The organism is Vibrio sp. 10N.286.52.C3, assembly GCF_041468865.1.
Classification (GTDB): domain Bacteria; phylum Pseudomonadota; class Gammaproteobacteria; order Enterobacterales; family Vibrionaceae; genus Vibrio; species Vibrio crassostreae_C.
Genome location: NZ_JBFRJM010000027.1, coordinates 1 through 24,508, shown reverse-complemented (window position 1 = coordinate 24,508; position 24,508 = coordinate 1). Strand labels below are relative to the sequence as shown.

Sequence of the window (24,508 nt, the reverse complement as noted above, 5' to 3'; positions counted from 1 at the left end):
GCCCATAGAGCAGTCGCGCTAGCCTCTTTAATTTGAAGTTAAGCAAGAGTATCATTCCATTCCCACTCCCTTTCAAGATTAGATTTGCGATGAAAAACACACATAACAGCCACCAACGCCTTGACTACTTAAAAGAGCAACTGCCTCTAGAGATCACTCGTGCAGTCGCTGAGACCATCAAAGAAGATCTAGGTGGAACGTTAGATCCAGCGGCTGATATTACGGCAAGTCTAATCCCTGCAGACGCAGTCAACACTGCAACCATCATTACCCGTGAGCACGGCGTATTCTGTGGTAAAGCTTGGGCTGATGAAGTGTTTAAGCAACTGGGCGGTGAAGTGACTATCGAGTGGAACGTAGAAGATGGCGACAAGGTTGAACCAAACCAAACGCTTTGCACGCTAACTGGCCCAGCACGCGCGCTATTAACGGGTGAGCGTAACGCAATGAACTTCATTCAAACGCTATCTGGCTGTGCGACTACTACAGCTATCTACGCAGACAAAATCAAACATACTGAATGCCGCCTGCTAGATACTCGCAAAACAATTCCTGGCCTACGCAGCGCACTGAAATACGCGGTCGCTTGTGGTGGCGGTTTCAACCACCGTATCGGTGTTTTCGATGCCTACCTAATTAAAGAAAACCACATCATCGCATGTGGTGGTATTGAGAAAGCTATCTCTATTGCAAAAGAGTTGAATCCAGGTAAGCCAGTGGAAGTAGAAACTGAGAGCCTAGAAGAGCTAGAGCAAGCTATCAACGCTGGCGCAGACATCATCATGCTAGACAACTTCACTACGGACATGATGCGTGAAGCGGTTAAAATCAATGCGGGCCGCGCTGCATTAGAAAACTCAGGTAACGTCACATTAGACACTATCGCAGAGTTCGCTGAAACGGGTGTTGATTACATCTCGGTAGGTGCGCTGACTAAGCACCTAAAAGCAATGGATCTATCAATGAGATTCAAAGCGTAATTGACTGAATAATAATTAATTTCTGTAAAGGCACTGTTGATAACGGTGCCTTTGTTATTGCCTGAATTATCAGTATTTCAAGCAGTTATTTAAGCTGATCGCATAATTTTGCCTGCTATATGAAACACTACACCAATAAATACCAAACCGCTCGCGACCGCACCTGAACACCATTCCACTACCCCATCTCAACTTCTATTCTTTCCATCAACCAGTGCTTGCGCTGAAACAAACTAAACAATGGAATAGAACAATGAATAACAAGAACAAAAGAACGAACCAGAAAGGCTTTACGCTGATTGAATTGATGATTGTGGTGGCGATTATTGGCGTGTTGTCTGCGATTGCAGTGCCAGCATATAAAAACTACGTGACCAAGAGTGAACTCTCTTCAGGTCTAGCGACTATGCGATCTCTAATCACACCAGCTGAACTCATATTTCAAGAAAAAGGGTCAATCTCATCAGCTACTCCTATAACTGACCTAGGGACAGTTTCATCAGCCAGTTCTTTAGGAACTATCTCAATAGATACAGAAAACGAAATCAAGTTTACATTTAATGACACAAGTTCAGTAAATGCTGCCACCCTAAAGTTTAGTCGTAGTACTAACGGTTGGACATGCGAAAATAGTAAAGATTCTGATGTTTCATTAGATGGTTGCTAAATGCTAACCAACCTCCCAACCGTTCTCCGTCAGGCTAATTTACTTAGCCTGACTCAGGAGCAAGCCGTTGCGGAACATATACATGCTTCAGGTGTATCTACACCTGAAGCTTTGCTCGTTCTTGATTTCTTCAGCGGCGATTCCTTAGCTAGCAATATCAAAACCATTTTCGGTTTACCGTTAGTACAACTGGCCAGTACTGACTACGAAACCTTGTGTGACCAATTAGGGCTTCGTGAACTGATTACTAAATATCGTGCTATCCCGATTTCAGTTTCTAGTTCTACTCTTACGCTCGCCTCGGCTGACCCGACCGATTTACAAGCGGAAGATGACTTTCGATTTGCGACGGGATTACAGATCGAATTGGTTGTCGCCAACTACTCCGAATTAGAAGGCGCTATACGCAAGCTGTATGGCCGTTCTATTTCAGGGCAAGATTCCAAACGCAAAGAGATAACTCAAGACGAACTCGCCAATCTTGTTGAGGTTTCTGACGATGAGATAGCGTCGATTGAAGATCTCAGCCAAGACGATTCCCCTGTCAGCCGCTTTATCAATCAAATACTGGTCGATGCGGTGCGTAAGGGCGCATCAGATATCCACTTCGAACCTTATGAAGAGCACTACCGAGTACGACTGCGTTGTGATGGCATCCTTGTTGAAATACAGCAACCCGCCTCTCATTTAAGTCGCCGGTTATCTGCTCGCTTGAAGATTCTCGCCAAGCTTGATATTGCGGAGCGTCGCTTACCCCAAGATGGACGCATTAAGCTCCGTTTGAATGATGAACTCGCGATTGATATGCGCGTATCAACGCTACCGACTTTGTGGGGGGAAAAGATCGTATTGAGGCTGCTCGATAGCAGTGCGGCCAATCTCGATATCGACAAGCTTGGTTACAGCGACGATCAAAAAGCCCTCTATCTTAATGCCCTTAAACGCCCACAAGGTATGATCTTGATGACAGGGCCAACCGGCAGCGGAAAAACCGTCTCCCTATACACAGGCCTTCGAGTACTGAATACCACTGAACGCAATATTTCTACAGCTGAAGACCCAGTGGAGATTAACCTGTGTGGTATCAATCAAGTACAGGTCACGCCAAAGATCGGTTTCGGATTTGCGGAAGCTCTACGATCATTTTTACGACAAGATCCCGATGTGGTGATGGTCGGTGAGATCCGAGATTTAGAAACTGCAGAGATCGCTATCAAAGCATCGCAAACGGGTCACTTAGTGCTTTCGACTCTTCATACTAACTCTGCAGCGGAAACCGTCACTCGGCTCGCCCACATGGGTATTGAACCATTTAACTTAGCGTCCTCGTTAAGCTTAATTATCGCTCAGCGACTGGCAAGGCGATTATGCAACCACTGCAAAGAAAATGACGACTCGCCAGACATATTCCTGCGTCACTCCATTCCTAACAGCCAAACCATCTACAAAGCGAGTCCTAAAGGTTGCAATGAGTGTAACCAGGGTTATTCGGGGCGAGTGGGTATCTATGAAGTGATGCCGTTTAGCGATCAACTGAAAAGCAGCCTGCTCGACAAACCGAACGCGTTGGCCATTGAAAACTTGGCTCGCCGAGAAGGCATGAGAACTCTGCAAGAGTCGGGGCTAGATAAATTGCTTGAAGGCACCACCAGCTATCAAGAGCTGCAACGTGTTCTGTACATATAAACCAATGGAGCACCAATGAGTAGCAAGTCCAAACAATCACAATTAAAAAGCTATCACTGGAAAGGCATTAACAGCTCAGGCAAGAAAGTGTCTGGGCAAACGTTAGCGCTCACTGAATTGGAAGTACGAGAAAAGCTCAAAGAACAGCATATTCAGATTAAGAAAATCAAAAAGAAAAGTATTTCAGCCGTCACTCGTTTAACCCATAGAGTAAAAGCCAAAGACATCACTATTTTGACTCGGCAGCTTGCTACCATGCTGGCCACTGGTGTGCCTATCGTACAAGCCATCAAGTTGGTGTCGGACAATCACCGCAAAGCTGAAATGAAATCGATTCTATCGCATATCTGCAAAGGTGTAGAAGCCGGAACGCCAATCTCAAAAGCAATGCGAACCGCAAGCCGTCACTTTGATGACCTATACACTGATTTGGTCGCCACAGGCGAGCTCTCCGGTAACCTAGCACAAGTGTTCGAACGTTTGGCGACCTATAGAGAAAAGAGCGAGCAGTTAAAGTCCAAAGTCGTCAAAGCACTCATCTACCCCGCGATGGTGGTCACCGTTGCACTGACCGTTTCTTATTTAATGCTGACCATGGTGATTCCAGAGTTTGAGTCGATGTTTTCCGGCTTTGGCGCCGACCTGCCTTGGTTCACTCAACAAGTACTCTACCTTTCCCATTGGATGCAGGCTTACAGCTTTTATACTGCCGTAGGCATAGGGCTTGTTGTCCTGATTATTTACCAACTGTGTCAGCGTTCCCACTCGATCAAACTGTCTGTTAGTCGGCTAGGATTACGCTTTCCTGTTCTTGGTGGCGTATTAGCCAAAGCCTCTATTGCCAAATTCAGCCGAACCTTATCAACCAGCTTTAGTTCTGGCATTCCGATTTTAATGAGCCTTAAAACCACAGCCAAAACCGCAGGCAACCTGCATTATGAATCGGCCATCATTGAGGTTCACCGAGAAACGGCTGCTGGCATGCCAATGTATATCGCAATGCGCAATACCAACGCCTTTCCTGAAATGGTGTTACAGATGGTGATGATCGGTGAAGAGTCAGGAAACCTTGATGATATGCTCAATAAAGTAGCCTCCATTTACGAGTTTGAAGTCGACAACACCGTCGACAATTTAGGCAAGATTCTAGAGCCACTGATCATCGTATTTTTAGGGACAGTTGTTGGCGGGCTTGTGGTTGCGATGTACTTACCGATCTTTAATCTTATGAGTGTGTTAGGATAGTTAAAAGCAACTAAACACCCATGAGCAACAATCTCTGCTCACCTTGATTAAGTGGTAAAGGACACTATGGAAGTATTTCACTACTATCCTTGGCTATTCCCCGTATTAGCTTTCATTTTTAGCCTTCTTATCGGCAGCTTCCTCAACGTAGTCATACACCGTTTGCCAATTATGATGGAACGTGAATGGCAACAAGAGTGCTCGGAATATTTCTCTCAATATAAAATTCCAGCGCCAGAGGGAAAGTTCAACCTCAGCATTCCTCGCTCTACCTGCCCGAAGTGCAAAACCCAATTAAGAATCGTCGACAATATCCCAGTCTTAAGCTGGTTGTTCTTAAAGGGTAAGTGCCATAGCTGTGCTAATCCAATCAGTGCTCGCTACCCTTTGGTCGAACTGCTTACCGCAATCCTTTGTACCGCAGTCGCTAGTCATTTTGGTTTCAGTTATTACGCCATCGCTCTGATCTTTTTCACGTTTGCATTGATTACCGCAACCTTTATCGATCTCGATACCATGCTGCTCCCTGATCAAATCACCTTACCTTTAGTTTGGTCTGGTATCGCTTTAGCTCTGTTTAACGTCAGTCCAGTATCGCTTCAAGATTCAGTGATTGGTGCAATGGCTGGCTACCTAGCCTTGTGGTCCGTTTATTGGCTGTTCAAACTACTGACAGGCAAAGAAGGCATGGGTTACGGTGACTTCAAACTCCTGGCTGCGCTTGGCGCATGGCTTGGTTGGCAGCACCTACCGATGATCATCCTTTTATCTTCGCTTGTTGGCCTTGTGTTTGGTTTGATTCAACTTCGCTTGAAACAGCAAGGCATAGATAAAGCCTTTCCATTTGGGCCCTACCTTGCGATTGCGGGTTGGGTAAGCTTGATGTGGGGTAACGACATCATGGGTTGGTATTTCACTTCTGTACTAGGAATTTAACCATGGCAATCATTATCGGATTAAGCGGTGGTATCGCCAGTGGCAAAACTACGGTCGCTAACCTGTTCAATGAGCATTTTAATATAGATATTGTTGATGCTGATATCGTGGCACGTGAAGTGGTTGCGCTGGGCAGTGTCGGCTTAAAACAGATTACAGAACACTTTGGTGAGTCTATCTTGCTTGACGATGGAACACTCAACCGAAGTAGGCTGCGTGAGCTGATCTTCTCAGATCCTAAAGAAAAGCAGTGGCTCAATGATCTTCTTCATCCCATGATCCGTGACAAAATTGACAGTGACCTGTCTAAAATCACATCCCCGTATGGTTTATTAGTTGCACCGCTATTGGTGGAAAACCAAATGCAAGGCATGGCCGATCGCGTATTAATTGTTGATGTGCCAGCAGAAGTTCAAATAGAACGTACGATGAGTCGTGACAATGTTTCTAGGGAACAAGTTGCATCAATTTTAAAATCACAGGCTTCAAGAGAACAACGCTTAGCAGTTGCAGATGACGTGATTAAAAACCATACTAAAAACCAAGAACTTTTGCCTCAAATCACAGATTTACATCAAAAGTATCTGGCAATCAGTGCTGTAGATGGGTCAGAATAGAACAATGTTGAATGAAGGTTTGCTCGATGATCACCCATAAATTTGAACATCCTCTAAATGAGAAAACACGCATCTACTTAAGAGTCGAATCACTCTTGAGGCAGCTACACTTGTCTTCTACATTTTCCGATGCTCAACAGTATCAACTCTTTTTCCGTTCCATCTTTGATCTGATTGAAATCTTCGAACAGATCCAACTCAAGAGCGAACTGGCAAAAGATATTGAGAAGCAACGTGTAACCTACAAAAGTTGGTTGGATGTTGAAGGTGTCGATCAAGAGATGCTGACATCACTGCTTAATGACATTGGTAACATCTATCGTGATCTGATGCAGGCAGAGCGTTTTGGCCAGTCACTTAAGGAAGACCGCTTCCTGAGTGCCATTCGCCAACGCTTTAATCTTCCAGGTGGCTCATGCTGCTTTGATTTACCGGCACTGCATTATTGGCTGCACCTTCCTCTCGATAAGAGAATGAGAGATGCTAAAGCGTGGATGGATAGCTTACAACCTCTGTATGAAGCGCTAACACTGTGGTTGAAGCTCACCAGAGAGACTGGTCACTTTAAAGAGCAAATCGCTCGCGCTGGCTTCTTCCAGAGCGATGCCGATGAAGCGAATATCCTTCGTCTATCTATTCCAATGCAATACGGTGCCTACCCGATGATCTCAGGTCACAAGAACCGCTTTGCTGTTAAGTTCATGAGCTTTGAAACAGGGCAAGCCTGTACTCAAGACATTGAATTTGAATTGGCTATCTGCACCTAATTAATTTTCTTTTTTTAGTTTGGCTTGAGTCTTCACTCGAGCCTAAACTCACTATTATTACACCTTCAAATTAAGAATCACTATGTCGAAGAAAATCACCATCGTTAAATGCCCTCAATGTAATGCTGACGTTGAATGGGGCGAACAAAGCCCGCACCGCCCGTTTTGCAGCAAGCAATGTCAGATGATTGATTTCGGTGAATGGGCAGACGAAGAGAACAGCATCGCTGGCGCACCAGATATGTCAGATAGCGATGGTTGGTCGGAAGATCCGTACTAAGCGAGTAGCGAGTAGCGAGTAGCGAGTAGCGAGTAGCGAGTAGCGAGTAGCGAGTAGATTTTGAAGGGTTGGCGTTTAACGTCAATCCTTTTTTATTGCCTATAACACGGCGTTAGTAGAGATTCCCTACTCCTTCCTTCGTCAGTCTAGGGAATGACGGTTAAATATGAGTTTCGGTTTGTTCCGTCATCCTCCAGAGCGAGGAATGAGCTAATTGGGGATCTCTTACCTGCGAAACTCCAAATAACAGACACAAAAAAGCGGAGCCAAATGGCTCCGCTTTTATCGATAGAATGCAAAAAGAATTACTTCTTAGTAAGCTTCTCTTTAATACGAGCTGACTTACCAGAACGCTCACGTAGGTAGTACAACTTGGCACGACGTACTGCACCACGGCGTTTAACTTCGATGCTATCAACCATTGGAGAGTGAGTTTGGAACGCACGCTCTACGCCTTCACCGTTCGAGATCTTACGAACTGTGAATGCAGAGTGTAGACCACGGTTACGAATAGCGATTACAACGCCTTCGAAAGCCTGTAGACGCTCACGGTCACCTTCTTTTACCTTAACCTGAACTACAACAGTGTCACCTGGTGCGAATTTAGGAAGGTCTGATTTTAGTTGCTCTTCTTCAAGAGCCTTGATGATGTTGCTCATTTGTATAAATTCCTAGAATAAACTGATACTAAATTTAATAGGTTACTGCTTGCTTTTCGTTAAGAGCGTTGCTCTTTAATGAATTCAGCCAGTAATTGTTCCTGTTCGTCAGTCAGAGCTAGGTTTTCCAGGAGTTCTGGTCTTCTTAGCCAAGTTCGGCCCAACGATTGTTTTAATCGCCAGCGACGAATGTCCTTATGGTTTCCAGACTTGAGTACCGATGGTACATCTTTATCGTCTAGCACCTCAGGGCGCGTATAATGGGGACAATCTAGCAAACCATTTGCAAAAGAATCTTCTTCTGCTGAAGCGAAATCTCCAAGTACACCCGGAACAAACCGAGATACTGAATCAATCAGCGTCATGGCTGGCAGTTCGCCACCCGTCATCACAAAATCTCCAATCGACCATTCTTCGTCAACTTCAGATTCAATGATGCGCTCATCTACCCCTTCATAGCGACCACAAATAAGAAGTAAATTCTCGTTTGTTGCCAGCTCTTCAACACCTTTCTGGTCGAGTTTACGACCTTGAGGTGAAAGATAGATGACTTTCGTCTTTCCCGGTGCTGCTTGCTTGGCAGTTTTGATAGCGTCGCGCAAAGGCTGAACCATCATTAACATGCCAGGACCACCACCGTAAGGTCTGTCATCAACAGTGCGATGTTTATCATGAGTGAAATCACGAGGATTCCATGTCTCAATAGATAAAAGACCTTTTTTAACCGCTTGACCTGTTACTCCAAAATCAGTAACAGAACGGAACATTTCAGGAAAAAGGCTAATAATGCCAACCCACATGTGTTCTCTCGCTCTGTAATTTGGAGTTAGAATCCAGGATCCCAGTCAACTTCGATCCGGCGAGCTTCGCGATCAACTTTCTTGATCACTTGCTCTTCAAGGTACGGTACTAACCGTTCCTTTTGGCCAAAAGCATCTTTAAGATTTGCTTTGATTACTAGAACATCGTTCGAGCCAGTTTCTAATAGGTCAGTGACCTCACCAAGGTCGTAACCTTTAGTGGTAAAAACTTGCATACCGAACAATTCGCGCCAGTAGAATTCATCTTCTGACAATTCAGGTAACGAAGCAGGGTCAATAGCAATTTCAAAGTTAGTCATCAGTTGCGCGTCTTCACGAACATCTAATCCCGCTAGCTTACATACATAACCTTGGCCATGACGTTTCCAGCTCTCAACTTTGTACTCAACCCACTTACCCTTTAGGTTTAAATACCAAGGGCTGTAATCAAATATGCTTTCAGCATTGTCTGTGTAGGAGAACACTTTAAGCCAGCCACGAATACCATAGGTAGACCCAAGTTTACCCATGACAATTCTATTGTTTTGCTCGCTCATAGTTTCTTTACCCTTCATCGACATAAGCTATTTCTCTTTAAAAAAGAATTAAGCCGCTTTTTGAGCGTCTTTAACTAGCTTAGCTACACGATCAGATAGAGATGCGCCTTGACCAACCCAGTGGTTAACACGATCTAGGTCTAGACGTAGACCTTCTTCTTGACCTTGAGCAGTAGGGTTAAAGAAACCTACTTTCTCGATGAAACGGCCAGTTGCAGCGTTACGGCTATCCGCAACTACGATTTGATAAAATGGGCGCTTCTTTGCACCGTGACGTGCCAAACGAATGGTTACCATGTCGTCCTCTTTGCTTTCTTAATAAAATAATTAACCCCAAGTATAAGTAAATAGCTTGGGGTCTCGTGCCAAATTAAAGCCCCGGAATTTTACTCTTATTCCGGTGCAATGCAAGGGCTTTAGCTATTTTTTCACCAACATAGCTGCCGTACACTTTCTGTGACACGGCTAACACTATGAAAAGTAACGTAGCTAAAGCTTACATTTGTAGATTATCGACCAAACGGGTTAAAGCCACCACCCATTCCGCCCATACCTCCACCGCCGCCCATCATGCCTTGCATGTTGCGCATCATGCCTTTCATGCCACCTTTCTGCATCTTCTTCATCATCTTCTGCATTTGGGTGAACTGCTTAAGCATACGGTTTACATCTTGTACCTGTGTACCAGAACCAGCGGCAATACGCTTTTTGCGTGAGCCTTTGATTAAGTCAGGGCGTTGACGCTCTTTCATGGTCATAGAGTTGATGATCGCTTCCATCTGCTTGAACATCTTGTCATCAACTTTATCTTTAACGTTATCTGGTAGCTGAGACATGCCTGGAAGCTTATCCATCATGCCCATCATGCCGCCCATGTTTTGCATCTGACCTAGCTGTTCACGGAAGTCTTCAAGGTCAAAGCCTTTCTTCTCTTTGAACTTCTTAGCCAGTTTCTCTGCTTTCTCGGTATCAACGTTTTTCTGTAGGTCTTCAATAAGAGACAGTACGTCGCCCATACCTAAGATACGAGAAGCAACACGATCTGGGTGGAACGGTTCTAGTGCGTCAGTCTTTTCACCAACACCCAAGAATTTAATCGGCTTGCCTGTGATATGACGAACAGACAGAGCAGCACCACCACGCGCATCACCATCAACTTTCGTCAAGATAACACCGGTTAGTGGTAACGCATCACCAAAGGCTTTTGCAGTGTTCGCAGCATCTTGACCTGTCATTGCATCAACAACGAACAGTGTCTCTACTGGTTTAATTGCAGTATGAAGCTCTTTGATCTCGCCCATCATCTCTTCATCGATAGCCAAACGACCCGCAGTATCGACAAGTAGCACGTCGTAGAATTTCTTCTTCGCGTGGTCGATTGCAGCGTTTGCAATATCAAGAGGCTTTTGATCAGCTGAAGATGGGAAGAAGTCTACGCCAACATCGCTTGCTAACGTTTCAAGCTGTTTGATCGCCGCTGGACGGTAAACGTCGGCAGACACAACCAAGACTTTCTTCTTGTCACGCTCAGTTAGAAGCTTAGATAGCTTACCTACCGATGTGGTTTTACCCGCACCTTGTAGACCCGCCATTAAGATAACGGCTGGCGGCTGCGCTGCTAGGTTAAGAGCCTCGTTAGACTCACCCATCACCGCTTCAAGTTCAGCTTGAACGATCTTAATGAATTCTTGACCAGGCGTTAGAGATTTAGAAACCTCAACACCCACAGCGCCTTCTTTTACGCGCTTAACAAAATCGCGGACAACGGGCAGTGCAACGTCGGCTTCAAGTAGCGCCATACGTACTTCACGCAGCGTCTCTTTAATATTGTCTTCGGTCAGACGACCTTTACCGCTGATGTTCTTCAGCGTTTTGGATAGACGATCCGTTAAATTATCAAACATAGTTTTCTCTTCGCTCAAAACTGCGACTATTACTGTGAGTATACATTAGCGCGGATTAGAGTCATACCCGTTGTAGAGCGTTAATCATCCGTGCTTGTGATGTGAGACATTATTCACTTGGAATTGAATGAGGTTCGCCATAGCCCCAAAGAGCGATGCGAGGTATAATTCGCCAATTAGTAATCATTAAAATGGATACCATGGACAGTCTTATTGCGATCGCAGCAGCCTTTCTTTATACAATGGCGATTTCCACGATCATTCCAGGTCTCGTGCACCAAACAGGAATCCGTGTAAAAACGGTGTTTATCAGCGCATTACTTGCTCTAGCTTTCCATGCTTGGTTGCTTGGCGATTTGATTTTTAATGCCAGTGGCCAAAACCTCAGTATCTTGAACGTTGCTTCATTAATCAGTTTAATCATATCTGTGGTAATGAGCGGTGCAATGCTCAAAACCCGCTTGTGGTTCATCTTGCCTGTTGTTTATAGTTTCGCAGCGCTTAACCTCATGGCAGCAACGTTTCTTCCAAGCACCTTCATCAAACATCTAGAGAATGACCCAAAACTGCTCGTGCACATCTCTTTGGCTCTATTCTCATACGCAACGTTAACTATCGGTGCGCTATACGCCCTGCAACTTGCGTGGCTAGATCACAAACTTAAAAAGAAAAAAGCCTTAGTGATAAACCCTAACCTACCTCCTTTAATGATGGTGGAAAGACAACTTTTCAAGATCATTTTGATTGGTAATGGCTTATTAACAGGTACCTTGTTAACGGGTCTCATCTTCGTGCAAGATATGTTTGCTCAAGGAAAGGCACACAAGGCTGTGTTGTCTTTTATCGCTTGGGTTATCTACTCCATCCTTCTGTGGGGTCACTATCAGAAAGGTTGGCGTGGACAGAAAGTCACTTGGTTCGCACTGGCCGGCGCCAGCATGCTCACATTAGCCTACTTCGGTAGCCGCTTCGTCCAGGAAATCATCCTGAACTAGTCTGTAAAATAAAGGCAAGGTCTCACATACCTTGCCTTTAAAATATTGAGTGCAATACATTCAATTGACATCTCGACCATGTTCGGTCATAAATTAATCAAGATACACAAATAGGAAAAGAATAGTTTTGGACGACATATCAACGGGTATCTTATTTGCGCTACTCGCGTGTCTCATTGTAATTTCTGGTTATTTCTCTGGTTCCGAAACGGGCATGATGTCCCTGAACCGCTACCGTTTAAAGCACTTGGCCAATACGGGTCATAAAGGTGCCAAACGTGTAGAAAAACTTCTGAACCGCCCAGACAGATTGATTGGCCTCATCCTCATCGGCAACAATCTCGTCAACATTCTTGCATCTGCGATCGCTACTATTCTTGGTATGCGCATCTACGGGGATATCGGTGTGGCTATTGCTACTGGTACCCTAACTCTCGTGATCCTCGTATTCGCCGAGGTAACACCAAAAACCATCGCTTCTCTATTTCCTGAACGTGTCTCTTACGCGAGTAGTATCCTTTTGATGATACTGATGAAGGTGCTATCACCATTGGTGATCTTAGTGAACTTCATTACCAACGGCTTCATTCGTATCTTAGGCGTTAAAGCCAGCCATGATGCAACCGACCACTTGAGCTCCGAAGAGCTTAGAACCGTGGTAAATGAAGCCGGTAGCTTAATCCCTCAACGTCACCAAGATATGTTGGTGTCTATTCTGGATTTAGAGCACGTCACCGTGAACGACATCATGGTGCCGCGTAATGAGATTACTGGTATCGACATCAATGACGACTGGAAATCGATCGTTCGTCAACTTACCCACTCGCCTCATGGTCGCGTAGTGCTGTATCGTGACCAAATAGATGAAGTGGTCGGCATGCTTAGGCTGCGTGAAGCTTACCGTCTGATGCTTGAAAAGAACGAATTCAATAAAGAAACCCTGTTGCGTGCCGCGGATGAGATCTACTTTATTCCTGAAGCGACACCACTCAATATTCAACTGCTTAAGTTTCAACGCAATAAGCAGCGCATCGGTTTGATTGTTGATGAGTATGGCGACATCAATGGTTTGGTTACATTAGAAGATATTCTAGAAGAGATCGTAGGTGAGTTTACCACCTCAATCACCCCAAGCTTATCTGAAGAGATTACTCCGCAAAGCGATGGCAGCTTCTTGATTGAAGGCAGTGCCAATATCCGAGATATCAACAAAGGCTTACAGTGGGCACTGCCTACCGATGGCCCAAGAACGCTGAATGGTTTGATACTGGAACACCTTGAAGATATTCCAGAGAGTCACCTCAGTGTTCAGGTAGCCAGCCACCCAATGGAAATTGTTGAGCTTGAAGAGAACCGCATCAAACTGGTTCGCGTGTTCCCACAGATCGTGAACGGCTAACTGAGTTATCACTGAATCTCTGTCTCGCCCTAAAATACGTTGACGAAAAAGGCCCGGTTCATTGAACCGGGCCTTTTAGTATCTAACTCGCCCTATCTAGGGTAGCTATCAATGACTAGTCGATCTTAAGCTCTTGCAGCATAGACTCTGGCAGTGCCAGTTCATCATTCTTGTTTACAGAGATGCCTGCAGCGATGATCGCATTCGCGATCTCTTTCGCTTCATCCAAAGAGTGCATTGCCGCGGTACCACATTGGTATTCGTTCAGCTCAGGGATCTTATTCTGGTTCTCAACTTTCAGTACGTCTTGCATCGCTGCCAACCAACCGTCAGCCACTTGTTGTTCTGTAGGCGTACCAATCAGGCTCATGTAGAAACCAGTGCGACAGCCCATCGGTGAGATATCGATGATCTCTACATCTGAACCGTTCAATTGATTACGCATGAAACCAGCATATAGGTGCTCTAGAGTATGGATACCTTTCTCAGATAGGATGTCTTTGTTTGGCGCAGTAAAACGCAGGTCAAACACAGTGATGGTATCCCCTTTTGGGGTTTGCATTGTTTTAGCAACACGAACGGCAGGTGCGTTCATGCGTGTGTGATCAACAGTGAAACTATCTAATAAAGGCATTGCTCTTCTCCATGACGGCTGGCTTTAGAAAAACCAGCTTCGATTGTCTTCTAGTTCTTTGCGGCACTGTTTCAGCTGCCATCCATAATCTTTTGCTTGCTGTTCGACTTTGCGCGCCACCTTAATTAGCGATGGCTTGCTGTTGTATGACTTGCGCTTATAACCACCACGGCCTTCATGATAAGCCAGGTATTGGTTATATGGGTCCCATAGTGAGATGCCCAATTGACGACGCGTCTCGCTGGTATACCAACCGATGAACATCAATGCATCATCAAAGTTGGTTCTTGAACCACCGTTATTGGTCGCCTTTTGGAAGTCTTCCCAAGCAGGATCTTGAGCTTGTGCATAACCGTAGGCACTGCTTACACGCCCCCACGGTATAAAGCCAAGAATGTAATCTTTAGGTGGGCGCGCATCATGACGATAGCTACTCTCTTGTTTCACAAAAGCCATCGCAACGTTAATCGGCGTTCCCCATTCTTCTTGCATATCCAAGGCATCTTCATACCATGAAGGGTGCTCTCGAAAGATGCTACACAAATTATCTTGCTGCTTTGGCGGTGGCGTTGCACATCCAACCAACAGGCTAGAGACAACACCAACAGTCACTACAGGTAACCATTTACTACTCACTCGAGTAGGCTGACCTAATAAGGCTTGCTTCCTTTCCACCAAAGTCTCGCTATGCTTTTAAATACGAAAAATAATCCGCTAAGAAGCTATCAAAATCTTGAGTGCTTGCTTCTTCACTTTGTTGCTGAGCAATCACAGAACGTTGAACTTCTGCTTCCATCAACTCAGCTGAATATACTTTGTATTGGTGCGCTTTGTGTTGCTGAGCGTACGTTTTACCTAACGCGCAACCCACTTTACCTAAGCCGCCCAATTTTTTGGTCTCTTCTAGCAACTGGCCAGAAATAGTTAGCTCAGGGTTATCAATCCAAGCCTCAAGCGTATCGCATGTTTCTTGGTATGCACGACCACCTTGTTCAGCGTCCATCATCTCGGCAATAGAGCGCAGATCTTTGAAGACACGCTTCGCCCAATCTTGCAGAGACAATCGCTCACCATGACAACCGATTTGCAGCTCTAGACCAACCTGACGACCTTGTAGGATCACCTTGTTCCAGTTATCGCGCCAGCATTCAAGCTCGCAGTTATCCATCTCAGCAGAGTCCGTTAGCACACTCCACGTTAGGAATAAGTCTAGGAAGCGAACCTGCTGCTCATTGATACCAATTGAGCTGAATGGGTTTACATCTAAAGAACGAACCTCAATGTACTCAACACCACCGCGTGCCAATGCTTCAGATGGTTTCTCACCACTCTTCGCCACACGCTTAGGGCGGATTGGAGCGTAAAGCTCATTTTCAATTTGCAGTACGTTGCTATTCAACTGACGGTATTCACCATCAACCTTAGTGCCAATCTCGGCAAATTCTTCTGATGGTGTGCGAATCGCTTGATTCAAACCTTCAAGGTATTGGTCTAGGCTGTTGAAACCAATCTTCAACACACTTTGCGCACTGTTCGTGTAGCCAAGGTCGCTCAGGCGCAGTGCCGTTGCTTTTGGCAGATACAGTGTCTCACCAACCTTTTCAAAAGGCAGGTTTGTCTCTCTTCCTTTGATGAAAGAAGAACATAGCGCAGGTGAAGCACCGAAGAAGTATGGGATTAACCAACCAAAGCGGTAGTAGTTACGAATCAAACCAAAGTAAGCATCTGACTTAGATTCACAACGCGCTTCTTCAGTTTGCTCTCCAAACAGGCTATCCCAAAAGCTTTCTGGGAAAGAGAAGTTGAAGTGAACACCAGAGATAATCTGCATCAGGCTACCGTAACGACGTTTTAGGCCTTCACGATATAGGGTCTTCATCTTACCGTTATTCGAGGTGCCGTATTGCGCTAGCTGAATGTAATCTTCACTGCCAACGTAACAAGGCATAGAAAGCGGCCATAGTTTTTCGCCGTCTAACTTGGTTTGCGTGAAGTGGTGGATATCAGACAACTGATTCAAAAGCGTCGGAACGTCGTTAGAAACAGGCGTGATAAATTCCAGTAGCGACTCAGAGAAATCGGTCGTTACCCATTCGTTCATCAACGCAGATCCCAAAGCCTCAGGGTGCGGCCCAGTAGCAAGGTGCCCATCTTCCGTGTAGCGTAATGTTTCCCTTTCAACACCACGACCAAATTGAGAGAAGGTCTTAGGGTTGGTTGCAACTTGCTTTAGTCGCGCAGCAAAATCAGTCAAAATTCAGTTCACTTATCTTATATTGTTCTGATTAGAACTATCATAAATTAGGTTGGAGGAGAAAAGTAGAGTCTCTTCCCTCCCCCTTTAATGTGTACTCTAACGAATGATTTCAAGCTCTTCTATTGGAATATCTAACTTTTCTAATTGCGGGCGAAGCGAAGTCGCGTCACCAACAACGATTATTTGATAATCATTCGGGTCAAACCATTTCTTAGATAGCTCGTTTAAGGTCTCTTTTGAAACCGTTTCAACTATCTGATTACGCTGTTGTAGGTAATCTTCATCAAGGCTCAATGCAACAATATTACTCAACAACCCCGCCTTTTGACTTGGCGTTTCGTATTTAAGTGCATCTTGTTGACCGACGGCAAGGCGCATAAATTTCACCTCTTCGTCAGTTAATCCACTTTGGCTAAACTCATTCAGCTCATTAATAAACTCTTGAATCGATGGAACCGTCGCATTCGCCCTTACCTGCGCGCTAAATACCACTGCGCCAGTTTCACGAGTACTTGCGAAGTAACCGCTTGCACCGTAAGTGTAGGCTTTGTCTTCACGTAGGTTCTGGTTGATACGGCTATTGAAGTTGCCCGCTAAGTTAAAGTTAGCTAACTGGCTCAAATACAATTCACCCGTTGCATCAAACGGCAGACCTTTACGAACCAAGCGAACAATGCTTTGCGGCGCACCCGGTTTATCGACTAAGTACAGGTGCTGACCAGAAAGCTCTTTGACGATCTGTGGACGCGTTAATGGTGCCGCATCGCCTTGCCACTCTTCAAAGAATTGTAGCTGTTTCCCTACCTCTTTCTTCGAGATGTCTCCCACAACAACAATATTGGCACCTTCTGGTGTGTAATGTTGCGCATAGAATTTTTTCACATCGTCTAAGGTCAATTTCGATAGAGATTCCTTAGTACCATCACTTGCACGAGCAAAAACAGTGTCACCAAACAGCACTTCACGGGTTGCTTGAGAAGCCATCCAACTTGGCTGCTGATGCTGATACACAACGCCTTCTAGCATCTGTTTCTTAACGCGCTCAAAATCTTGCTCATCGAACTTAGGATCGAATAGAACCTCTTGCACAATCGCTAAGGTTTGAGGCAAGTTTTTCTCTAGCGTCGAGACTGAAATATCTGTGGTGTAGCTGCCCGCACTAATGCTCACGCTGCTACCAAGTTTATCTAAGGTCGCTTGTAACTCTTCAACGGTTCGTTTAGTTGAGCCTTCTTCCATCATCGAAGCCGTTAGGTTCGCTAGGCCTTCTTGCCCTTTGCGAACATAGCGTTCGCCTGCAGGCAATTGAATTTGCAGCTGTACTGTCGGCGTTTCACTGGTCACGGTACCAATTAAGTCAGTGCCATTTGCAAAGTGCATGCGGTACAACTCAGGCATGGTCGCCTCAACACCAAAGTTCACTTCTGGCATCACACTGCGATCAAAGGTATCCGGTGCCTTTCTGAAATCCAGTTGATCTTCCGTCACCTTGCTGTATTCCGGCAACGTACGTGGTGGCGTGGTAAAGGTCGCTTCACGAACCGCCAAATCGAGCTTTTTCTTAGGAACCACACTCAAGGTAACCTTGTGCTTACCTTCGATGAAATCTTGGTATGCCTTGCTCACGCTCTCAGGCGTCACCGCTCGGATTTGATCGAGTTGTGATTCAATGCGATCAGGCTGACCATAGAAGGTTTGGTTCGACGCGAGTTGCGACACCTTACCTTTAACGCTTTGCAATGCAAAAACAGCATTCGCTTCGGCCATGCCAGTGATCTGGTCTAAACGCTCTTGCTCAACGCCCTCTTTCGAGAATTGCTCCAGGGTATCCATCAGCTCTTTATTGAGAACCGTCAAATCGCCTTTTTCACCTGAGTTGCCCATTGCATACACGTACATGGTACACGCCAACTCAGCACAATCATGGAAAGAGCCAGCGCTGACGGCCTTCTGCGTTTTTACGAGGTTTTGATATAGGTAACTGTTGGTACCTGAACCTAACACGTTAGACAATGCATTCAGCGAAGCTTGCGTCTCTTCACCGCGATACGTTGTTGGCCACCCCACCAGCACCATCGGCTGACGAATATTGTCTTCTAAGGTGATGTATTTATCTTCTGTTAGAACAGCAGGTTGCTTCTCTGCCGCCTTCACTTCAGGGCCTTGAGGAATTGAACCAAAGTACTTGTTAACCCATTCTAGCGTGTCATCAACGTCGATATCACCACCAATCGTTAACACGGCATTGTTTGGGCCGTACCAACGCAGGAAGAACGCTTTAAGATCATTCACGTCAACACGGTCAAGATCTTCAACATAGCCGATTGGTTGCCAAGAGTAAGGGTGACCTTCAGGGTAAAGCGCTTCGCCCATGCGTTCCCACATCAAGCCGTAAGGACGATTTTCGTAGCTCTGCGCTCGCTCGTTCTTGACCGTGCCTCTTTGAACCTCAAATTTCTTCTGAGAAACAGCATCCAACAAGAAGCCCATTCGGTCTGATTCTAACCACAACATTTTCTCAAGTTGGTTAGAAGGAACAGTTTCAAAATAGTTGGTGCGGTCACGGTTGGTCGTGCCGTTTAACGAGCCACCCGCTTCGGTAATGATCTTAAAGTGCTGTTGGTCACCAACGTTCTCTGAACCCTGGAACATCATGTGCTCAAAGAAGTGAGCAAATCCCGACTTGCCTATCTCTTCACGTGCTGAACCGACGTGATAAGTTACATCAACATGCACCAACGGATCGGAATCATCAGGGGAAAGAATAACTGTCAGACCGTTTTCAAGCTGATACTTGGTGTAAGGAATCACTACTTTATCTTTAGAGGGCTTAACCTCTTCTAACAGAGTGACACCTTCAGGTAACGAGGAAAAGAAGGGCGTTGAGCTAGGTACATTGTAAGAACAGCCAGCAATGGCGATAAGAGAAAATGTACCAAGTAAAACCTTTTTCATAGGTTCTCCTTAGAAAAAACCGAAGTAGATAGCAGCAAGTAAGCTATAGCGAGCGGCTTTGCCAATCGCTATCAAAATAACGCTAGGGATGAATTTCATTCTTAGCCAACCCGCAGCGAGACACAAAGGGTCACCAATGATCGGTAACCAACTAAATAACAGTGTCCAGTAGCCATAGCGACTCAGCCAAGCCATAGCCTTATGACCATGCTTTTCAGATTGAGTTCGATTAGGCAACCACAAACCAATCCAATAGTTAGTCAGGCCGCCTAAGGTATTGCCTAATGTCGCCACTAGAATGATCGATGAGGTTGAAAACTGATCTAAGCTCAATGCAGCCACAAGGCTAGCTTCTGAACCACCGGGGAGTAACGTGGCACTCAAGAAGCCACTAATGAAGAGTACCCACAGCGCCGAGTCCGAGAACCACAGCGCGATATTTTCAAAAAGGGAGTTAAAAAATTCTAACACTGCCTATCAACTTTCTTGCATTTTAAGTAGCACCTTGCCTCTGGTGTGTCCGGTTTCAACCTGCAGGTGCGCCGACTGCGCCTCGTCTAATTGGTAGATACCTTGAATTTCTGTTTTGAGTAATCCGACACTGACCATGTAAAGCATAGTGTCCATTTGCTCAGGGCTTGGTTCAACCAGCATGCCTGATGCAGTAAAACCTAATAGTGTGGCTTTTTCGCAGATAAGTTCTGCAGATAGAGTCGGTACTGTCACTACTCGCGCGCCATCTTTTAGGCACTTCAATGCATCAAGCGCGGTATCGCCACCGACCAAATCAATCAACACATCGACATCAGATACTCTTTCTGATGCTGGCGCAAACTTATAGTTAATCGCGTGAGCACCTAGCGTCGCAAGGTAATCAAGATTGGCTTCGCTGCAGGTTGTGTAAACCTCAGCTTTTGCTGCCACTGCAATTTGAACCGCAAGGTGACCAACGCCGCCCGCGCCCGCCAAGATAAGCACGCGGTCGCCTTCTTTCACTTCGGCTTTGTTGAGCGCTTGTGCCGCTGTTTGACTCGCGAGTGGTAATGCAGCTGCCGCTTCTAGAGTGACAGAATCAGGAACCATACTTAATGCAGCTTCTGGAACACACACATATTGGCTGTAACCGCCACCTTGCAGTGGAAAACCAATAAAGCCAGCTACGTTATCACCAACAGTAAAGCGTTCAGCCTGTTCGCCTAGCGAGACAATTTGCCCTGAAATATCGTAGCCAGGCACCCAAGGCAGGTTATCTTTGTTTTGTGCTGCCGCCCAACCAAGACCCGCTCGGGTTTTGACATCAATCGGATTAATGCCTGAAAAGGAAACTTTAACCACCACTTCTCCAGCCTTAGGCTCAGGGATCGCACTGGTTTGAATACTTAGGTTTTCGACGCCGCCGAATTGAGTAATCGCAATCTGTTTATTTTCCATTCCACATTTCCTTGATTGATAAAAGCCCTAGTGAGCAAGCACCCTAATTAATAAAAAGAAAGGGATGCGAAAGCATCCCTTTGACTATAAACCATTTAATAAGGCTAAGTTAACCGCTCATTCGTAAATTGACGACCAATTAACGTAACGATACATGACCCAGCAAATCCACTAGCCCACGAGAGCTAATAGAATGCCCGCCGCAACCGCACTACCAAGTACACCGGCTACGTTCGGACCCATTGCATGCATCAATAAGAAGTTCTGAGGGTTTGCCTCAAGACCAACCTTGTTCACAACACGTGCCGCCATTGGAACCGCCGATACGCCAGCTGCGCCAATCAGTGGGTTGATGTCCTCTTTCGAGAATCGGTTCAACACCTTAGCCATCAATACACCACCCGCCGTACCGATACTGAACGCGACCGCACCTAAACCTAGAATACCCAGTGTTTCTAAGTTCAAGAACGTATCCGCTTGAAGCTTAGAACCAACCCCTAGACCTAGGAAAATAGTTACAACGTTAATCAGTTCGTTTTGAGCTGTTTTTGAAAGGCGATCAACCACACCCGCTTCACGCATTAAGTTACCCAAACAGAACATACCAACTAGAGGTGTTGCTGAAGGTAGGAACAAAATCGTCATCAGTAGTACAGCAAGCGGGAAAAGAATCTTCTCGGCTTTGCTAACGTGACGAAGTTGAGCCATCTTAATTTTGCGCTCTTCAGGAGACGTTAACGCTTTCATGATTGGTGGCTGAATGATCGGAACCAAAGCCATGTAGCTATAAGCCGCTACTGCAATGGCACCTAAAAGATCCGGAGATAACTTACTCGCCAAGAAGATCGCAGTTGGGCCATCGGCACCACCAATGATCGCAATTGACGAAGCATCGGCCATCGAGAACTCCATTCCTGGAACGTAGTTCAGCAAGATCGCGCCAAATAGCGTCGCGAAGATACCAAACTGAGCCGCAGCCCCTAGCCACAACGTTTTAGGGTTCGCAATCAACGCACCGAAGTCCGTCATCGCACCAACACCCATAAAGATCAGCAGTGGGAAAATACCTGTCTCAATACCAATGTAGTAGACGTAGTAGAGCAAACCACCTGGATCAGTAAACCCAGCATTTGGAATGTTTGCTAATACAGCACCAAAACCAATAGGCAGTAGAAGTAACGGTTCAAATCCTTTACGAATTGCCAAAAACAACAGTAAGCAACCAACCAGCATCATACAGATCTGGCCGAACTCAAAGTTCGCAATCCCTGTTTCAGACCATAAGGTCATCAATCCTTCCATGGTACTCCCTTACGCTAAGCTTAGTAGTGGAGCGCCTACAGTAACTGCATCGCCTTCTTTAACATTCAATTCTTGAACGATACCACCACGAGCAGCACGAACTTCCGTTTCCATCTTCATCGCTTCCAAGATCAGTAGCACATCGCCTTCAGCCACTTCAGCACCAGGCTGAACGATCACTTTGAAGATGTTGCCTGCTAATGGAGCTGGAACTGCTTCTGCATCAGAAGCCGCAGCAGGTGCTGCTTGAGACGCTTGTGCTGGTTTCGCTGATGGAGATACCGATGTCAGTTCACCTTGAGGGCCAACTTCAACATCGTAAACCTGGCCATCAACCTTCACGCTGTAGCTTTCAATACCACCAGAAGCTTGTACAGGAGCTGCAGCAACTGGAGCCGCAACTTCTAGCGTTGGTGCAGGTTCAAATGCTTCAGGATTACGACGGTTCTTAAGGAACTTAAGACCCACTTGTGGGAAGAGCGCGTAAGTCAGTACATCATCAACCGTATCTTCAGCTAGAGAGATACCCTCTGATTTCGCTTTCTCTAACAGATCCGTCGTTAACGTATCCATTTCAGACTTAAGTAAATCAGCAGGACGACAAGTAATCGGCTCTGCACCGTCTAGAACTTTCGCTTGCAGTTCAGCATCCACTTCAGCAGGAGCTTGACCGTATTCACCTTTCAGTAGACCAGCAGTCTCTTTCGTGATGCTCTTATAGCGTTCGCCCGTTAAGACGTTAATAACCGCTTGAGTACCGACAATCTGAGAAGTTGGTGTTACTAAAGGAATGTAACCAAGCTCTTTACGTACGCGTGGGATCTCTTCTAGAACTTCATCCATGCGATCGGCGGCGCCTTGCTCTTTAAGCTGGCCTTCCATGTTAGTTAACATTCCGCCAGGAACTTGAGCGATTAAGATGCGAGAATCGACACCTTTTAGCTGACCTTCCCATTTCGCGTACTTTTTACGTACATCACGGAAGTAAGCCGCGATGGGTTCGATTTGGTCTAGTTTAAGATTCGTGCCTCGCTCTGTACCTTCTAACATCGCAACAACCGTTTCGGTTGGCGTATGACCGTAAGTGCAGCTCATTGAAGAAATAGCGGTATCTAGAATGTCGATACCCGCTTCAACGGCTTTAACCGCTGTTGCAGTCGATAGACCAGTTGTCGCGTGGCTATGCAGTGCTAGAGGAACGTCACACGATGCTTTGATACGTGTAATCAGCTCTTCTGCTTCATACGGCTTTAATAAACCTGACATATCTTTGATACATAGTGAGTGACAACCTAGGTCCTCTAGGCGCTTAGCCAAATCAACCCAAGTATCTGAATTGTGGACCGGACTGGTTGTGTAAGACAACGTACCTTGAGCGTGGCCACCAACGTCGATCGTTGCTTTCACTGCTTTTTCAAAGTTACGCACGTCATTCATCGCATCAAAGATACGGAATACGTCCATGCCGTTTTTATGGGCACGTTCAACAAATTTTTCTACTACATCATCCGCGTAGTGACGGTAGCCCAATAGGTTTTGACCACGCAGTAGCATCTGCATTGGTGTGTTTGGCATCGCTTTTTTCAGCTCACGCAAACGCTCCCATGGATCCTCGCCAAGAAAACGGATACACGAATCAAACGTCGCGCCGCCCCAAGTCTCAAGTGACCAGTAACCGACTTTATCCAGTTCTGCCGCAATTGGCAGCATATCTTCGATACGCATACGAGTAGCAAATAGTGACTGGTGCGCGTCACGAAGTACCACATCTGTGATAGCTAGTGGTTTAGACATGCTCATAAACTCCTTTTTAATCCTTTAAATGCTACTTAGCAGTAGACGCACGGTATTGATGAACCGCGGCCGAAATTGCTGCCACTACCTGTGGACTAACAGCTGAAGGGTTTGATTGTGATTTTTGAATTTTTTTAGGTGCTGCGATCGGCTCTGGTACTTCTTCTGGTACCAGTTTTGACATCAACCGAACGAGGTAAACTAGAATAGTTAGAAAAATAAAGACAACGGACATCCCCGTTATCATTAGAGTCGCCGCATCTCCTAGCAGGCTTCCAATATTAGTCATGTTGCTTCCTTTCTTCGTCATCCTGACATACGTACAGGATTTCAGCGAATAGTGATCCCGACCCATGGATTATCTCGATTGGTAAAAGTTTGTCAATTTTGTTTAAGGTTCTGTTACGGATAACGCACACATAAGGTTAATTATTCGCCTATCAGATCACATAAATCTGTCAAATACGTCATTTTTAGATATTTAAACTGTGACTTAAACGGGGCTTTTCTGGGAATTGATATGAGAAAGGTGGAATAACAAAGAAGCAATCAAGAACTACTTTAAATACAACAAGTTAAACAACTAACAAATTTAACATTGTTGCAACAAATTTGCAGCAGACATAAAAAAAGGTTCATCGCG

Annotated in this window: 24 protein-coding genes; 10 read left to right on the top strand and 14 right to left on the bottom strand. The window is 45.6% G+C overall.

Annotated features, from left to right (window positions below; translation table 11 throughout):
• Positions 1-89 precede the first annotated feature (89 nt).
• From nadC to yacG, 8 genes are all read left to right on the top strand, one after another.
• The gene (gene nadC, locus AB4138_RS10920) at positions 90-980 is read left to right on the top strand and encodes a carboxylating nicotinate-nucleotide diphosphorylase (protein WP_372306025.1); all 891 of its coding nucleotides are present in this window, start codon (positions 90-92) and stop codon (positions 978-980) included.
• 253 nt (positions 981-1,233) lie between these two features.
• Positions 1,234-1,647, top strand: coding sequence for a pilin (locus tag AB4138_RS10915; protein WP_372306021.1), 414 nt, complete (start codon positions 1,234-1,236; stop codon positions 1,645-1,647).
• Positions 1,648-3,333 (top strand): type IV-A pilus assembly ATPase PilB, encoded by a 1,686-nt coding sequence (gene pilB, locus AB4138_RS10910; protein ID WP_372306018.1) that lies wholly within the window; start codon positions 1,648-1,650, stop codon positions 3,331-3,333.
• Between the two features lie 15 nt (positions 3,334-3,348).
• Positions 3,349-4,578: a type II secretion system F family protein gene (locus AB4138_RS10905; protein WP_048615620.1), complete on the top strand. Its 1,230-nt coding sequence runs from the start codon at positions 3,349-3,351 to the stop codon at positions 4,576-4,578.
• Positions 4,579-4,644: 66 nt separating this feature from the next.
• Entirely contained in the window at positions 4,645-5,514 is an 870-nt protein-coding gene (locus AB4138_RS10900; RefSeq protein ID WP_372157799.1) for an A24 family peptidase, read from the top strand.
• Positions 5,515-5,516: 2 nt separating this feature from the next.
• On the top strand, positions 5,517-6,131 hold the full coding sequence (gene coaE / locus AB4138_RS10895; protein WP_017058946.1) for a dephospho-CoA kinase: 615 nt from the start codon (positions 5,517-5,519) through the stop codon (positions 6,129-6,131).
• A gap of 26 nt (positions 6,132-6,157) precedes the next feature.
• Positions 6,158-6,898 (top strand): cell division protein ZapD, encoded by a 741-nt coding sequence (zapD, locus tag AB4138_RS10890; protein ID WP_017063237.1) that lies wholly within the window; start codon positions 6,158-6,160, stop codon positions 6,896-6,898.
• Between the two features lie 82 nt (positions 6,899-6,980).
• Positions 6,981-7,178 carry a DNA gyrase inhibitor YacG gene (gene yacG, locus AB4138_RS10885; RefSeq protein WP_010435916.1) on the top strand — a complete coding sequence of 66 codons (198 nt, stop codon included), beginning with the start codon at positions 6,981-6,983 and terminating at the stop codon, positions 7,176-7,178.
• A gap of 305 nt (positions 7,179-7,483) precedes the next feature.
• Here the strand turns inward: yacG and rplS are convergent, their stop codons facing one another.
• The 5 genes from rplS to ffh form a co-directional block, all read right to left on the bottom strand.
• Positions 7,484-7,837: a 50S ribosomal protein L19 gene (rplS, locus tag AB4138_RS10880; protein ID WP_004735514.1), complete on the bottom strand. Its 354-nt coding sequence runs from the start codon at positions 7,835-7,837 to the stop codon at positions 7,484-7,486.
• A gap of 59 nt (positions 7,838-7,896) precedes the next feature.
• Positions 7,897-8,637 (bottom strand): tRNA (guanosine(37)-N1)-methyltransferase TrmD, encoded by a 741-nt coding sequence (gene trmD, locus AB4138_RS10875; RefSeq protein WP_102319880.1) that lies wholly within the window; start codon positions 8,635-8,637, stop codon positions 7,897-7,899.
• Positions 8,638-8,663: 26 nt separating this feature from the next.
• Complete coding sequence (rimM, locus tag AB4138_RS10870; RefSeq protein ID WP_017063236.1) at positions 8,664-9,218, bottom strand: ribosome maturation factor RimM; 555 nt, start codon at positions 9,216-9,218, stop codon at positions 8,664-8,666.
• Between the two features lie 24 nt (positions 9,219-9,242).
• Positions 9,243-9,491, bottom strand: coding sequence for a 30S ribosomal protein S16 (gene rpsP, locus AB4138_RS10865; protein WP_004410028.1), 249 nt, complete (start codon positions 9,489-9,491; stop codon positions 9,243-9,245).
• A gap of 212 nt (positions 9,492-9,703) precedes the next feature.
• Positions 9,704-11,098 carry a signal recognition particle protein gene (gene ffh, locus AB4138_RS10860; RefSeq protein ID WP_010435884.1) on the bottom strand — a complete coding sequence of 465 codons (1,395 nt, stop codon included), beginning with the start codon at positions 11,096-11,098 and terminating at the stop codon, positions 9,704-9,706.
• A 200-nt stretch (positions 11,099-11,298) separates the two neighbouring features.
• Here ffh and AB4138_RS10855 point away from each other — a divergent pair, with 200 nt between their 5' ends.
• Together AB4138_RS10855 and AB4138_RS10850 are read left to right on the top strand one after the other, a co-directional pair.
• Positions 11,299-12,093, top strand: a complete 795-nt coding sequence (locus AB4138_RS10855; RefSeq protein ID WP_019825854.1) for an inner membrane protein YpjD — start codon at positions 11,299-11,301, stop codon at positions 12,091-12,093.
• Between the two features lie 127 nt (positions 12,094-12,220).
• On the top strand, positions 12,221-13,492 hold the full coding sequence (locus AB4138_RS10850; RefSeq protein ID WP_017063233.1) for an HlyC/CorC family transporter: 1,272 nt from the start codon (positions 12,221-12,223) through the stop codon (positions 13,490-13,492).
• 115 nt (positions 13,493-13,607) lie between these two features.
• Here AB4138_RS10850 and luxS read toward each other — a convergent pair whose 3' ends face one another.
• The 9 genes from luxS to AB4138_RS10805 form a co-directional block, all read right to left on the bottom strand.
• The gene (gene luxS, locus AB4138_RS10845) at positions 13,608-14,126 is read right to left on the bottom strand and encodes an S-ribosylhomocysteine lyase (protein ID WP_017056597.1); all 519 of its coding nucleotides are present in this window, start codon (positions 14,124-14,126) and stop codon (positions 13,608-13,610) included.
• A gap of 24 nt (positions 14,127-14,150) precedes the next feature.
• Positions 14,151-14,801 (bottom strand): hypothetical protein, encoded by a 651-nt coding sequence (locus AB4138_RS10840; RefSeq protein ID WP_017629422.1) that lies wholly within the window; start codon positions 14,799-14,801, stop codon positions 14,151-14,153.
• Between the two features lie 10 nt (positions 14,802-14,811).
• Complete coding sequence (gene gshA, locus AB4138_RS10835; protein ID WP_102331920.1) at positions 14,812-16,380, bottom strand: glutamate--cysteine ligase; 1,569 nt, start codon at positions 16,378-16,380, stop codon at positions 14,812-14,814.
• A 99-nt stretch (positions 16,381-16,479) separates the two neighbouring features.
• Positions 16,480-19,338 carry a pitrilysin family protein gene (locus AB4138_RS10830; RefSeq protein WP_017063228.1) on the bottom strand — a complete coding sequence of 953 codons (2,859 nt, stop codon included), beginning with the start codon at positions 19,336-19,338 and terminating at the stop codon, positions 16,480-16,482.
• A gap of 9 nt (positions 19,339-19,347) precedes the next feature.
• The gene (locus AB4138_RS10825; protein ID WP_017059555.1) at positions 19,348-19,809 is read right to left on the bottom strand and encodes a YqaA family protein; all 462 of its coding nucleotides are present in this window, start codon (positions 19,807-19,809) and stop codon (positions 19,348-19,350) included.
• Positions 19,810-19,815: 6 nt separating this feature from the next.
• A complete protein-coding gene (locus AB4138_RS10820; protein WP_048605767.1) occupies positions 19,816-20,769 on the bottom strand; it encodes an NADP-dependent oxidoreductase in 954 nt (317 codons plus the stop codon).
• A gap of 171 nt (positions 20,770-20,940) precedes the next feature.
• On the bottom strand, positions 20,941-22,071 hold the full coding sequence (locus tag AB4138_RS10815; RefSeq protein ID WP_019825842.1) for a sodium ion-translocating decarboxylase subunit beta: 1,131 nt from the start codon (positions 22,069-22,071) through the stop codon (positions 20,941-20,943).
• Positions 22,072-22,080: 9 nt separating this feature from the next.
• Positions 22,081-23,865 carry a sodium-extruding oxaloacetate decarboxylase subunit alpha gene (gene oadA, locus AB4138_RS10810; RefSeq protein ID WP_372306014.1) on the bottom strand — a complete coding sequence of 595 codons (1,785 nt, stop codon included), beginning with the start codon at positions 23,863-23,865 and terminating at the stop codon, positions 22,081-22,083.
• A 31-nt stretch (positions 23,866-23,896) separates the two neighbouring features.
• Positions 23,897-24,154: an oxaloacetate decarboxylase subunit gamma gene (locus AB4138_RS10805; protein WP_004741884.1), complete on the bottom strand. Its 258-nt coding sequence runs from the start codon at positions 24,152-24,154 to the stop codon at positions 23,897-23,899.
• Between the last annotated feature and the right edge of the window lie 354 nt (positions 24,155-24,508).

Coding starts and splice junctions, on each gene's coding strand:
- nadC (WP_372306025.1), top strand. CDS start 90: ATGAAAAACACACATAACAGCCACCAACGCCTTGACTACTTAAAAGAG.
- AB4138_RS10915 (WP_372306021.1), top strand. CDS start 1,234: ATGAATAACAAGAACAAAAGAACGAACCAGAAAGGCTTTACGCTGATT.
- pilB (WP_372306018.1), top strand. CDS start 1,648: ATGCTAACCAACCTCCCAACCGTTCTCCGTCAGGCTAATTTACTTAGC.
- AB4138_RS10905 (WP_048615620.1), top strand. CDS start 3,349: ATGAGTAGCAAGTCCAAACAATCACAATTAAAAAGCTATCACTGGAAA.
- AB4138_RS10900 (WP_372157799.1), top strand. CDS start 4,645: ATGGAAGTATTTCACTACTATCCTTGGCTATTCCCCGTATTAGCTTTC.
- coaE (WP_017058946.1), top strand. CDS start 5,517: ATGGCAATCATTATCGGATTAAGCGGTGGTATCGCCAGTGGCAAAACT.
- zapD (WP_017063237.1), top strand. CDS start 6,158: ATGATCACCCATAAATTTGAACATCCTCTAAATGAGAAAACACGCATC.
- yacG (WP_010435916.1), top strand. CDS start 6,981: ATGTCGAAGAAAATCACCATCGTTAAATGCCCTCAATGTAATGCTGAC.
- rplS (WP_004735514.1), bottom strand. CDS start 7,837: ATGAGCAACATCATCAAGGCTCTTGAAGAAGAGCAACTAAAATCAGAC.
- trmD (WP_102319880.1), bottom strand. CDS start 8,637: ATGTGGGTTGGCATTATTAGCCTTTTTCCTGAAATGTTCCGTTCTGTT.
- rimM (WP_017063236.1), bottom strand. CDS start 9,218: ATGTCGATGAAGGGTAAAGAAACTATGAGCGAGCAAAACAATAGAATT.
- rpsP (WP_004410028.1), bottom strand. CDS start 9,491: ATGGTAACCATTCGTTTGGCACGTCACGGTGCAAAGAAGCGCCCATTT.
- ffh (WP_010435884.1), bottom strand. CDS start 11,098: ATGTTTGATAATTTAACGGATCGTCTATCCAAAACGCTGAAGAACATC.
- AB4138_RS10855 (WP_019825854.1), top strand. CDS start 11,299: ATGGACAGTCTTATTGCGATCGCAGCAGCCTTTCTTTATACAATGGCG.
- luxS (WP_017056597.1), bottom strand. CDS start 14,126: ATGCCTTTATTAGATAGTTTCACTGTTGATCACACACGCATGAACGCA.
- AB4138_RS10830 (WP_017063228.1), bottom strand. CDS start 19,338: ATGAAAAAGGTTTTACTTGGTACATTTTCTCTTATCGCCATTGCTGGC.
- AB4138_RS10820 (WP_048605767.1), bottom strand. CDS start 20,769: ATGGAAAATAAACAGATTGCGATTACTCAATTCGGCGGCGTCGAAAAC.
- AB4138_RS10815 (WP_019825842.1), bottom strand. CDS start 22,071: ATGGAAGGATTGATGACCTTATGGTCTGAAACAGGGATTGCGAACTTT.
- oadA (WP_372306014.1), bottom strand. CDS start 23,865: ATGTCTAAACCACTAGCTATCACAGATGTGGTACTTCGTGACGCGCAC.
- AB4138_RS10805 (WP_004741884.1), bottom strand. CDS start 24,154: ATGACTAATATTGGAAGCCTGCTAGGAGATGCGGCGACTCTAATGATA.